Source organism: Fervidobacterium pennivorans (assembly GCF_001644665.1).
Taxonomy (GTDB): Bacteria; Thermotogota; Thermotogae; order Thermotogales; family Fervidobacteriaceae; genus Fervidobacterium; species Fervidobacterium ngatamarikiense.
This window is the reverse complement of sequence record NZ_CP011393.1, coordinates 63,091-76,081: the sequence shown is the minus strand read 5'-3', so window position 1 is coordinate 76,081 and position 12,991 is coordinate 63,091. Positions and strand designations below refer to the sequence as shown.

At 39.0% G+C, this 12,991-nt stretch carries 11 protein-coding genes; 5 read left to right on the top strand and 6 right to left on the bottom strand.

Annotated elements, in window-relative coordinates; genetic code table 11:
- Positions 1-17 precede the first annotated feature (17 nt).
- From JM64_RS00455 to JM64_RS00430, 6 genes are all read right to left on the bottom strand, one after another.
- Positions 18-272, bottom strand: a complete 255-nt coding sequence (locus JM64_RS00455; protein WP_064011040.1) for a cell division protein ZapA — start codon at positions 270-272, stop codon at positions 18-20.
- Positions 259-510, bottom strand: coding sequence for a hypothetical protein (locus tag JM64_RS00450; protein WP_014451973.1), 252 nt, complete (start codon positions 508-510; stop codon positions 259-261). Before JM64_RS00450 ends, JM64_RS00455 begins: the two co-directional genes overlap by 14 nt.
- A gap of 21 nt (positions 511-531) precedes the next feature.
- Positions 532-1,152 (bottom strand): site-2 protease family protein, encoded by a 621-nt coding sequence (locus JM64_RS00445; RefSeq protein WP_014451972.1) that lies wholly within the window; start codon positions 1,150-1,152, stop codon positions 532-534.
- A gap of 67 nt (positions 1,153-1,219) precedes the next feature.
- Complete coding sequence (locus tag JM64_RS00440; RefSeq protein ID WP_014451971.1) at positions 1,220-2,590, bottom strand: B12-binding domain-containing radical SAM protein; 1,371 nt, start codon at positions 2,588-2,590, stop codon at positions 1,220-1,222.
- Positions 2,550-3,317 (bottom strand): type III pantothenate kinase, encoded by a 768-nt coding sequence (locus tag JM64_RS00435; RefSeq protein WP_014451970.1) that lies wholly within the window; start codon positions 3,315-3,317, stop codon positions 2,550-2,552. Before JM64_RS00435 ends, JM64_RS00440 begins: the two co-directional genes overlap by 41 nt.
- A 40-nt stretch (positions 3,318-3,357) precedes the next feature.
- Positions 3,358-4,854, bottom strand: coding sequence for an HD domain-containing protein (locus JM64_RS00430; protein ID WP_014451969.1), 1,497 nt, complete (start codon positions 4,852-4,854; stop codon positions 3,358-3,360).
- Between the two features lie 261 nt (positions 4,855-5,115).
- Between JM64_RS00430 and JM64_RS00425 the strand changes: the two genes are divergently transcribed.
- The 5 genes from JM64_RS00425 to JM64_RS00405 all read left to right on the top strand — a co-directional run bounded on the left by JM64_RS00425 (position 5,116) and on the right by JM64_RS00405 (position 12,961).
- On the top strand, positions 5,116-6,930 hold the full coding sequence (locus tag JM64_RS00425; RefSeq protein WP_064011039.1) for an ABC transporter substrate-binding protein: 1,815 nt from the start codon (positions 5,116-5,118) through the stop codon (positions 6,928-6,930).
- Between the two features lie 304 nt (positions 6,931-7,234).
- Positions 7,235-8,473 carry an ABC transporter permease gene (locus JM64_RS00420; protein ID WP_231882393.1) on the top strand — a complete coding sequence of 413 codons (1,239 nt, stop codon included), beginning with the start codon at positions 7,235-7,237 and terminating at the stop codon, positions 8,471-8,473.
- 15 nt (positions 8,474-8,488) lie between these two features.
- Positions 8,489-10,975, top strand: coding sequence for an ABC transporter permease (locus JM64_RS00415; protein ID WP_064011038.1), 2,487 nt, complete (start codon positions 8,489-8,491; stop codon positions 10,973-10,975).
- Positions 10,976-10,980: 5 nt separating this feature from the next.
- Complete coding sequence (locus JM64_RS00410) at positions 10,981-11,982, top strand: ABC transporter ATP-binding protein (RefSeq protein ID WP_014451965.1); 1,002 nt, start codon at positions 10,981-10,983, stop codon at positions 11,980-11,982.
- Positions 11,966-12,961 (top strand): ABC transporter ATP-binding protein, encoded by a 996-nt coding sequence (locus tag JM64_RS00405; protein WP_014451964.1) that lies wholly within the window; start codon positions 11,966-11,968, stop codon positions 12,959-12,961. Before JM64_RS00410 ends, JM64_RS00405 begins: the two co-directional genes overlap by 17 nt.
- The last annotated feature ends 30 nt before the right edge of the window (positions 12,962-12,991 follow it).

The following is a 12,991-nucleotide window of genomic DNA, read 5'->3' as shown; positions in this document are numbered from 1 at the left end:
TTTTCAGTTATCAGTTTTTAACCCAGCGTTCTAATCTTCTCTTTCACTCGGTTATAAAGTTGGTCAAGCTCTTTCTGAGTATTGTATTCATTTTCAAGTAAGTCACAAATCATGAGAACCAAAAGTTCATCAAACGGAATCTCGTCGTAAAGGCTTCTGTAAGATATTTGGAGCTCTTTGAGTCTTCTGAGTACATAATCTATGAGTTCGTCAGAGCCATCAGTGGCAAATTCGTAATCTTTGCCGAAAACTGATATTTTAACCTTCCTCATGTTCGCTCACTTCCAATATGCGCATTAAATCTTTGACTCTGACAACAAGCTTGTTTATGATTTCTTCGTTATTCCTAAGCAGGTTCTCTAAATGGTTCTTTTCTCTTTCTAATTGACTAATCCTCTCAATCGCTTGATTGAGCTCATTCCATAGTTTTTCGTTTTCTTTTTTCAGCTCCACGTAACTTGTTACTATGCCCTCTACCAAACGTTCCAATTCTTGCACCTTTTCGTTCATTATACCACGCTCCCTTGCGTTTTACCAGTTTCCAAAAATGATAAAGTTTGTAACGTTTGTAATAAAAATAACTAACGGGTGCATTATCATAGGTAAAATCCACAAGACAAGAAGTCCCAGCATGAATAGGATACCATAAAAATTAAATTTGATGTACCACTCATACGATTTGTCTGGCAAAAACGCCAAGACTATCCTTGAACCGTCTAAGGGCGGGAGAGGTATCAAAGAAACGATAGATAAAGTAAAGCTCCATTTTGAAGCAATGTAAAAGAGGTTGAAAACTATCGGAGAGTTGGAAAACCTACTCACCATTCCGTATATTATTCCTAGCAAGAAGCTAGCAACAATACCGTAAATTGAGAAAAAGAACATTTTTTTTCGTCTGATTTTGAGGTAATCAATTAAAGGAGACCTAGTCCAACCAAAGTCAAAGAATAGAAATGTTAATAGTCCTACAGGGTCGATGTATCCAATGGGTGATTTTTTTAAAAGAGGAAAAAGTCTGTTCGAAGAACTTAGTCGCTCCACACTTATTCTGTAAAATAGGCATCTGAAAAACTCACGTGGCCAGCTAATTAAGACATAAGCAGCAAAGCCATAAATAACGTTCTTCAAAGCAGAAAGAACAAGCTGATTCAAAGAAGTCCCCCTCCCCTGCGCTTATACTTATAACAAGATGCACGTAATAACTTTTCCTTTTGCTCTGTCAAACTTCTGTTTTACTCCACCCAAGTTCAATTTTCTTTTGTTTAGCATATTCTTTCACTTCATGTATCTGTTCGTAACTCATATTGTTCCACCAGTAAGGTAACACTGTATTGTTAAGCAATAATGGATCTTCAAGACCTGTAAGCTTTCCTTTGTTTACCAGGTCTATCCAAATATCCGTTCCAACAATTGGAGTAAATTCGTTAACGGAGAAATCTATATCTATACTCGCACAAACATCTATTGCGTTCTTGACGTCCTCAACGCTTTGCTCAGGCAGATTAACCATAATATATGCGCTGACTTCTTTATGTGTAAAACCAGCGTTGTGTAGGATTTCCGATGCGCGAATGATATCTTCATCTCTAACCTTGCCACCAGTTGCAATTTGGAGCTTACCGGATGTTTCGTATCCAAGTTTGATTGTTTTAAAATTGGCTTCAAAAAGTAAATCCGCAGTTTCTTGGTCTAACAATCGCGCATGTATACCGTTTGGCAAATGAAATCTGAGGCTTTTATGCAAATTTCTTTCCAAGATTTTTCTTAAAATAGGTTTAAAGTGCCTTTCTTTGTTCACAAGTATCGCATCGTCGAAGAAAACGATGTCTTTGACCTTTAACATTTCAGAAAACAGCTCTATCTCTTCTAATATTTTCTCTGGATCTTTGAATTTCATATTATCCCAATTTCTGTGGGCAATACAATATGTACATCTATAAGGACAACCAAGTGTTGTCAACAAAACAACGTATCCTAAATTATTATACAACTCATAAGCAGGTGACAGGTCTGTGAACCAATCAATATCTGTGCTGGGAATATTCCATCCAAGTAAATCGTTAAGAAAGCGAGGTAGATAACTCAAGTCTGTTTTTGTGAAAACATACGCTCCAGATTTCTTGGCTATGTGAAGCTGATTTCTTGCAAAGAACCCCCCAAGCACAACAGGAACGGAAAGTTCCTCTTTCAAAACACGTATAGTATCAAAATAACCAGGATACCAATAAGTCAAAGTAGATGTTACGAAAACTGCACTTATATCATTTTTAACTTCTTTCAATCTTTTCCTAAAAAGTTCTTCAGGCATTCCGTATCTTTTGTATTTTCTAGGCATGAAATATAATATGTCTGGTTTTTTAATCTCTATGTGTGGAAACTTCCCAGTGCCGTAGAATTTGTCTTTTGGAACTTTCGTATACAGCGGCAATTCAGGGTCGTACCTGTTCATCAAATCTATTAGTTCGACTTCTATGCCAAGACTTTTCAAAAAGCTACCTACATATAGCAAACCAACGGGTTTTAACCAAAAATCGTAAGCAGCGAAATCTTCAATCCAGGGGTTTACGAGCAGTATTTTTCTTTTCTTCATAGAAGTAGTACATCCCTCGCAGTGTCAAATCTTTGTCGATTATTCCATCAACAATATTCTTTACAAAAACAGACTGACCACCAGTATGTATTATCCTTGGAGCTTCTCTAAATTCTTTGACTATGTGCTCAATAACATATTTTACTGCACCAATTGTTGCATTAATAGCACCAATTTGGATATTTGATTCCGTGTCTTTGCCTATGAACGTTGGATAAGGTTTAAGCTCGACTAATGGCAACTTCGCGGTGCCTTTGAACAGAGCATTTACCATCATCGCAAAACCTGGCATTATTGCTCCGCCTTCGTAAACACCGTCTCGAAGTACTTCAATTGTTATCGCCGTTCCGTAGTCTATAACGATACAGTTATTCCCGTAATCTTTTTTGGCAGCTATGACATCGCAAACTCTATCTGCACCTATTTCTTTAGGATAGTGCACGTTCCATATTATTTTATCATAATCTTGCGCTCTGACAAAATAGACTTCTCCGTTTCCGTATTTTTGAGCAAAATATTCAAATACAACATTTACTGAAGGAACAACCGAAGAAACAACTATAGGCAAATTTTCAACATAGTCTTTGAAAAAGCTTTTCAAAAATGCGTATAGTTCGTCCTCTGTTTCATACTTTGAGGTTGAAATTCGATATTTTTCGAATTCTTTACCTTCTCTTGTTAAAGCAATCGTTGTATGTGTATTTCCTACATCGAACAACAAAACCATAAATTGGAAAACCTCCTTACGTGTTACCTAGTTACAATATTTACCATCGCGTCGTTACTTCCACACCTGTTTCAGGGAGTATCTTGTATTTCTCCAGTATCTCGCGTATATCCTTCGTAACATATATTCTTACAATTTGTATCAGGTTGCTCTTCATGAAGTTGTAAGCCGGATACTGTCTAACATATTCTTCAAAGGTCATTAGGCTGTGTTTTTTTAGAATGTATATATTACTTCTCAGAAACTCTTCGGGATGAACAATTGTAAGTTTGTAAGGGGTATCTATTTTGAAAATTTCATCAAAGTTACCAAGGATGTGCTTGATTGTTTTCATGTCTTCTTCGTCGGCAATTTCCAAGCATCTTTCAAGCCTTAGACGAATTTTTTGTAGCAAGTCTCCGGCAATACCTTGGCTTACGAGTGTTGGGTCGACACCTTCTATTGAAAATGGTGTTTCCAAGACAACTTTCCACAAATTTCGTGATTTTAATCTCTCGACAATTTCGTAAGCCATTACAATGTCAAGTTCGAGAGGTTGAAGATCTATTTCGTATTTTAAAAGTGCTTGCTTTGTATCCTCTCCACCACCGTATTGTTCAACGAGATTGTAGAAATTGAATATAACTTCGTTAATGATTGTTTGATCAGTGAGGTCCAAAAATTTTTCAATGTCCAAAACACGTTCGTCTAATTTAAGCGCCTTGTATGAAAGGTCCAAGAGTTCTTGTATCATCATGTCCGCTGCTCTTGAAGTTTTGTGGAAGTAAACGTTCTTGTACATCATAAATCTGCCAAACAAGATTGTGTATATTTCGTCGACAACTTTTGAATCGTAAGCTAGAATAGTTTTTCCATCTTTTTCAACGATTTTTGAATTCCTAATCAACCGGTCTATAGAACCCGTACCAAATCCTCTTGTCCCCGCATAGTATGAATCTCTCAAAACAAAATCGAGTCTGTCAGCACCAAGTGGACCCTGGACAACTGCAAATTCAATCGTTCCTTTTTCTTCACCTTCGTAAACTTTTATTACTTCTTCCATCAACTGTGCAAAGTTGTCTTCCATGTTAGTTGAGAGTTCACCAAGTGTTATCTCCAAATCTTCTAACACAGCCTTTTTTAGAGTTGATGGAGCTTCTTCGTACTTTTTTATTAACTCTTTTGGAAAGTATTCTCTCAATAGTCTTGTTCGATACTCATCGTGTCCATCATTGAACCCAAGCCTTTTGTAAACGACATCATCAAATTGATGGCTGAAAGGTCCATGACCAATATCGTGGAGGAGTCCTGCGAGACGTAAAATACGAACCTTATCTGGTGTATCATAAAGATGTTCGGCATATACGCCAGAAAGGTGCATCACACCAAGCGAATGTGCAAAACGGGTATGTGTCGCACCAGGGTAAACATATTCAGCACCTACCAATTGGCTGAGGTATCTAAGCCTTTGCATTGCTTTCGTGTCGATAATTAATATTTCAACCGGATAAAGCATGATTTCTGAATAAATTGGGTCTCTTGAAACCTTATGATACACAACTATCGCCTCCTGCTAAAATTTTGTCGTATTTTTATTTTACCATATAACAACGAAAATTGGACGTATTATCACAACAATTGCAAAAAATGTTTTTGTTGGTTGGGTATTCATTGTTTTTACCTACTTGCAATGGACGATAAAAATGTTGTATAATTAATACGAAAATTGTAAAGGTGATAGGCTCTTGTGCATTAAATTTAATTGTTCATGAGAAAAATAGGGGGGCTTCCCACACCACAATAAAAGGAGGGGTTGGCTGTGAAAAAAGTTTTTGTGGGACTTTTGGTGCTTGTTGCACTGTCCATTTTCGCTGTACAGGTTAACTACGGTATCTTCTCTGATGTTACGACAACGAACATCTGGAACTTGCTCGGCTCAGGTTCATCTTCTTGGAACTTTGTTGTTCAGTTGTGGAAATATCCTTCCTTGCTTGGCATGAACAAAGACGGTACTCTCATTCCATCTGCAGCTGCAGAAATTCCTAAAATTGAAAAAGAAGGAAACATGTACACAGTAACAGTAAAACTCAGAAAAGATATGCGCTGGTCAAACGGTGCTCCGTTCACAGCAGATGATGTTGTTTTCACCTACACAACTGTAAAAGGTATGGAAATACCTGGTGGTAACTGGGGTGGAGCTTACGAACCAGAAAAAGTCGAAAAGATTGATACTTGGACAGTGAAGTTCTACTTCAAAGAAAAGAAGACGATGACGATTTACTACGACACACTCATGACCGCTATCGTATGCAGCAACTACTGGAAACCAATAGTAGAAAAAGCAAAGAAACAAAAAGACCCAGTAAAATGGCTACTTTCACAAGAAGTTATTGACCCTGGTATTACGGCACTCAACCTTGGAAAGATTGAAAAAGGTGCGTTCGTGCAAGTTGTAAAACAAGTTCCAAATGACAAATACTGGGCATACGGTGAAAAGAACATTTACTACAAAGGTGGCGGGTTCTCAATTGTTAACCCAAAAACAGGTTTCAAATGGTCAACTGGAGACACAAAACAACCTGTCACACTTCAAGTGGAGAATGGACCATTTGTAGACACAATTGTTTACAAGGTATTCGGTAACAAACAGGTTGCTATCCAGGCTCTCATCGCTGGCGATATTGACTATATTTACAACCCAGTTGGACTTACCGCTGGTGAGACTGAACAACTCAAAGGTCAAAAGGATATAAAGATAGTTTCCAACCCACAACTTGGATTCAGATACCTTGCATTCAATATGAGAAAGTTCCCAATGAATGTTAAGGAATTCAGGCAAGCTATAGCTGCACTTATCGACCGCGATTTCATTTGTAACCAAGTGCTCCAAGGAAGAGCAATTCCACTTGCAACACCAGTACCACCAGCAAATAGTTTCTGGTACAACTCTGCTGTTAAGACCATCGGAGAAGGACTCAGCATGGGTGAAAGGTATCAACTTGCAGTCAGCTTGCTCAAGAAAGCAGGATTCAAATGGGATACAGAACCAGTTATCGATCCAAAAGATGCAAAGAACCCAGTTAAGACACCTGGTAAAGGTTTGAAAGGTCCAGACGGAAAGCCAGTACCAACACTTACACTCCTTTCACCGGGTATGGACTACGACCCAATGAGAGCACAGACAGCAATGTACATCGAACAATGGGCAAAGAACATCGGTATACCACTTAACTTGAAGCTCACAGACTTCAACGAAATTGTTACGAAAGCATTTGATGAAGTTGACTTCGACATGTACATACTTGGTTGGGGTATCGGAAGGGTGCCAACATACTTCAGGTCATTCTGGCACAGTAAAGAAATGGCACCAGATGGATTCAACACACCAGGTTACAACAACCCAGAATTTGATGCAATTGTTGAAGAATTCGAATATGCAGATACGTTTGAACAAGCAAGGAAAGCTATATTCGAAGCACAAAAGATACTTGCAGAAGATCTGCCATACATAATCCTCTTCACTAATCCAATGATAGAAGCCTACAGAACATCAATCAAATTCCCATTTGACAATATGCTTGATGGTATCCAGGGTTACTTCGGATTCCCAGAAGGTGTAAGGAGGGTTCAGTGATACTAAGCTGAACAACTCAATTATTAAAACCTAAATACGTAAGGTCCCCCCGCAAGGGGGGACTATTAAATGAGGCGCTTGAGAAATTCAAAACTTGCAGAAAAAACTTCCCAAATCATATAAAAGTGTCCAAACTGATTAAAGGGAGAGGTGAAGATGAGAAGTTGGGAACTGATTTTATACGCACTCGTGGTACCTTTGGTAGGTATCTATTTTTCCCTCAGGAAAGGCAAGAGACCTATTAATTACAAATTACATATTCCTTGCAATCTCACTTGCGTTGTACTATGGTGCTCTTTTCAATGTGGAATACCTTTACTTGTTCAGTCCAAGATTTAATTTCATCATTGCACCAATAATATACTTCTACGGTTTTGACTTGCCTGGACTTGCCAAGTTCATCAGGAACAGGACTGCTCAGATTGTCCTTTTGCTTATAATCTATGTAACCGTTGTCTTCTTTATCTTCTTAGCCATGCCAGGTGACTATACCACGAAATTTTTGGATCCGAAGTTGATGAGAAACCCTGAAATGTATGAAAGAATGAAAAAACTCTTTGGTGTGGACGATCCGTGGTATGTTAAGTATTACAAACACATGAGAAATTTCTTTAACTTGGAGATGGGTATATCATTCAGTGAATATCCTAGGAAAGTTGAAGAAATCATCGCTGAAAGATTACCGAGAACTTTATTCTTGTTCCTCGCAAGCTCTGTTCTTTCGTTCCTTCTTGGCTTTGACCTTGGGAAAAGAATTGCATGGAGAAGGGGAGGATTAATAGATAAGGCAGCTACATTTGTGGGAATTGTCTTTTGGACGATATTCACTCCATTCTACATGCTTATCCTTATATGGCTCTTTGCGGTTACATTAAAGTGGTTCCCGCTATCTGGTTTTGTTACGCCTGCCAAGTGGTTTAACGCTCCTTTTAGTGCACAGGATGTGTTCATAAGGTTATTGTGGACGGAATTCTTTTTGCTTGTCATGTGGATTATCGGTATTGTATTAGCGTCGAAGTTAAAAACGATAAAGGCTAAGAAGATAGCCGCCTGGTCGTTTGTTATAGCAGGTGTTGTTCTTTCAATCATGTACTGGAGTACCAACAAAATGGGGAGCTATGCTCTTGATATAATTTACCATCTTGCACTCCCCGTCATTGCACTTGTGACATTACACTTTGCAGGAGATATGCTTGTTATGCGTGATACCATGCTTGAGGTAATTAAAGAAGATTACATTACGACAGCCAGAGCAAAGGGACTTCCTGATAAGGTTATACGAGATAAACATGCTGCAAGAACCGCTTTGCTTCCTTTAATGACCAGCTTTGTTATAGGTCTTGCTTCCACGGTAAGTGGAGGAGTCATCACAGAAACGATGTTCTCGTGGAAAGGTATGGGACTTACACTTCTTGACGCAACAACCTCTCAGGATACACCATTAGCTATTGGGTGTCTGGTTTTTACGGGTGTTTTAGTACTTGTCGCCCACCTGGTTGCTGATATACTTTACGCATTCTTAGACCCAAGAATCAGATACTGAGTGAGGTGATAGCAGATGGCACAAACTAAAAACACAGAATTGAAAGAATCAATACTGAAGATAAAATTCAAGCTTTTTATCAAAAATTTCAAAAAGAACTGGGCGCTCTTTAGAGAAAGCAAGATGGGAATGTTTGGACTTTGGGTTATCATAGCCTTTGGTATATTTGGAGCGCTATCTCCTGTTGTCCTCAACATACTTGACCCGAACATCTATGATCCCGTCACAGGTCTTGATTCAAGGATACTTTCCAGCAAGTACATTACGGACTATTTATCAACTCAAAACTTGGTCAAGGGAATCGAAATTCCAACAGCACAAATTTGGGTATATTCATTTATGGATAAAGGAGAAGCTTTTAAGGAATCAATGGAGAACTTAGTGAGAAACTCACAATACGAAATTATGACCACTTACGCTCCAGATGCTCTTAGACACTTACTTGATACGATAGCTGATAGTTACATTCCTGCTAAAGAGAGAATGTATTTCCAAAATAGTATTTCGGAGCTCGTTGAGAAAGGTATAATTAAATTCTCTGCCATAGTTAGTGTTAAAGACATAGGAAACAGGGAAAAATTCTCGTTCCAGAACTTCTCAGAGTTACTCCAAAAAATTGATTACACAACCTTGGCGGTTGCTTTGTCTCCTTACAAAGATTCGGATGAGGTCTCAAGAGTAATACTTTGGTTCAGAAGTTTGAACAGAGATAGACCCGAAGTTATTGATGATTTCAATGCAAAATTATCTACCGAGTATCCACAAGAGCAAATTGAGGAAGCTGAAAATAAAGTGCTGGAAGTTGCAAGGTCTTTGGTATCCGAAAGCACTGGACAACAGCTTTTTGTAAGTTCGGATTCACAATTTTCAGAAATAGTAAACAACGAAATTGTTGGTGTTTCCGATTTGGTTAACGCAGCCGTTTTTCCGTTGATTCAGGAACTGTTAGTAGTAGGATACGAAGATAAAGAAATAACCGAAAAACTAAACGCATCCAGATTTAAGCATCTTGTAGACATTGCAAAGGGTAAGCTTTCTGATCTTTCAAGAAAAGAAATACTTGAACCTGCTTTGAAAAAGGCTAAAGCAACGCTTACAACAATCGAAGAAGAAATGAAGGAAGCTGGCGTTGAAGTTTCTTACAAGGATGTGGAAAAATTTTTGGAAGCATACGCTGGTTTTGAACTAGCAAAAGTTTCTGTTGATATCGGTCCCGAGACAAGAGCGAAACTTGAGAATGGTATAAGAAAATACTCCGAAGAAACTCATAAATCATATGTCTATGAGTTGAACAAAATATTCAAAGATATAGCCATGGCAAGGTCAATGATGGCACTACTTCTGAACGATACTAATGTTCCTGAGAGTTACGAAACACTTGGTAGTCAGGTTGTAAAGGTATTATCTGACCCAGTTACATCTCTTATGGGCTACGCCTTTGGAGGAACGAACAAACTACAAAAAGTTATTTCCAACATAGAGAATTCACAGCTGGATGATTTCAAACGGTTAGATATAGTCGAAAAACTGAAAAACTACGAAAATAAAGAGCCTATTGAAGCAGTGAACTTTTTGATTGGTCAAGGAGATATCAACGAAGAAATATACCTGAGGATGATAGAAGAACATAAGATGCATCTTGAGGACACCACTCTTTGGGACAAGATTTCTTCTGAAACGGTTGCAAAAATGCAACCAAAAAAAGTAGAGTGGGATAAGAAATTTGCTGAGACAAAGCTTGTTGAGTTATTCAATAGGCTGTCTATTACCAATAAAATTGGTGTTGCTCATCCGCTTCCACCAAACAGATGGCATTGGCTCGGAACGGACCCTGTTGGAAGGGATACATTGGTGCAACTAATGGTAAGTACTCCAAGTGAATTTGTTCTTGGTGTGCTCGCAGCACTCATTACGGTTGTAATTGGTACGATAATTGGTACTGCGGCAGCTTACTATGGCGGAGTTGTTGATGTTATATTCATGCGCATAGCCGACTTAATGATGCTCTTCCCATCAACAGCGTTCTTGATAGTCCTCTCTGGTTTCATGACGATGAATCTATTTAAGCTTGCAGTCATACTTGGTTTACTCGGTGGTTTTGGAGGCATTACGCTTGTTTTGAAAGCTCAAGCACTTACAATTAAGGTCAAACCTTACATAGATGCAGCGAGAGTTTCGGGAGGTAGCCATGGGTACATCATATTTAACCACATAATTCCGAATGTCATGCCTCTTTCGTTCCTGTATATGATGTTCAATGTCACAGGTGCAGTCTTTTCAGAAGCGGTTCTTAGCTTCTTTGGACTAATGAAAGTAAGGATGTCTTGGGGATTGATGATAAATACTGTTTGGAGTTCTGGTTACCTTGGCTCTGGTAACATCGGCGCTTACTGGTGGATGTGGGTTCCAGCCGGTGGAGCTATCACGCTTCTTTGTTCTGCCTTCTACTTCCTCGGTAGGGGACTTGAAGAAATAGTCAACCCAAGACTTAGAAAGAGGTGATTGTTGTGGCAGTGTTGAAAGTTGAAGACTTAAAGATGCATTACAAAACAAAAATGGGCTATGTAAAAGCCGTTGATGGGATATCGTTTGAGTTAGAAGCCGGAGAAAGTCTAGGTATAGTCGGTGAATCTGGTTGTGGTAAAACGTCAGTTTCAATGACATTGTTAAGGATACTACCAGAAAACGCAGAATTTAAGGGTGGACATGTATGGTTCAATGATAATGGAAAGATGGTCGACCTCGTTAGCTTATCAGAAGAAGAAATGCGCCACTATAGATGGAAAGGTATTTCAATGGTTTTCCAAGCTGCAATGAATTCGCTAAACCCAGTGTACAGAGTCGGTGACCAAATCGTTGAAGCTATACTCAACCACTATCCAGATACGCCTATCGACGAAGCAAGAGCGAAAGTTGCAAAGCTTTTTGAATTAGTAACGCTCGACCCAAAACGTATGGACCAATACCCTCACCAATACAGTGGTGGTATGAAACAAAGGGCAGTTATCGCACTGTCGCTATCTTGTAACCCCAAGGTTATAATTGCAGACGAACCAACAACAGCTTTGGATGTTATCGTTCAGGACAAGATATTACGAGAATTGAAGAAAATTCAAAAAGAACTGAACATGGCGATGATTTACATTTCTCATGATATTGCAGTTATTGCAGAAGTAAGCGATAAAATTGCTGTAATGTATGCAGGAAAGTTTGTTGAACAAGCAGATGCAACAACTGTCTTCAAACGTCCGATGCATCCGTACACGTTCTTGCTTATGAATGCATTCCCGAGCCACGTTGGTGAGAAGAAAAAGCTATTTACAATACCTGGAGAGCCACCAAACTTGCTCAATCCGCCTACAGGATGTCGATTCGCACCAAGATGTCCATGGGCAACGGATAAGTGCCGAACCGATGAGCCGGAATACAAAGAGGTTGAAAAAGGACACTATGTAGCATGCTGGCACCCACTGACTGAAGAGGTGAGAAGAGATGCGTTTAGAAAATAAAAATGTACTACTTGAAATAAAGAATTTGAAGAAATACTTTCCGGCCGAAAGAGCACTCTTTTCCAGGGCAAAACATTTTGTCCATGCAGTAGATGACGTATCGTTCGAAATTTTGGAAGGCGAGTCGCTGGGACTTGTTGGTGAATCTGGTTGTGGAAAAACAACGACTGGTAGGATGGTTGTAAGATTGGAAACACCAACGGATGGGACGATAAAAGTACTTGGCAAAAACATCGATGAATATGAACGGATGGAATACCATGCGATGGTTCAAATGATATTCCAAGACCCATACGAATCTCTAAACCCAAGGATGACTATATTCGACATAATAGCAGAACCACTAAATATACATAACGTTGGAACACTTGAAGACAGAGAAGAGAAAGTCTCACAACTACTCCAGGAAGTTGGTCTTACACCACCTGACAGCTTTTTGTGGAGATATCCTCATGAACTTTCCGGTGGTCAAAGACAAAGAGTTGCTATCGCAAGGGCACTCGTTTTGAATCCTAAACTCATCGTCGCAGACGAACCAACATCGATGTTGGATGTTTCTGTCAGAACAGCAGTTATGGAGCTAATGATGGAATTACAACAAATTCATGGAATGAGTTACCTATACATAACACACGACCTTGCGGTTGCAAGATACATGGTTAACAGGATAGCGGTTATGTACCTTGGAAAGATTGTCGAACTTGCCGAAACTGAAGAATTATTACATCATCCTATGCACCCATACACACGAGCTTTAATGGACGCTGTTCCTGTGCCAGACCCAGAATACAAAAGGAATGAGCCGAATATCATTGGAAATATAAGTGCACCAATTGACCCACCACCAATATGCAGATTCTATGACAGATGTCCATTTAGAGTTGACAGATGTAAAACGGATCCACACCCAGAATTAAAAGAAGTTGCACCTGGTCACTACGTTGCTTGTTATTTAGTGCATGAAGGTAAAATAAAATAAAAAGTCAATGCTAGATGATAATCCCCTTGT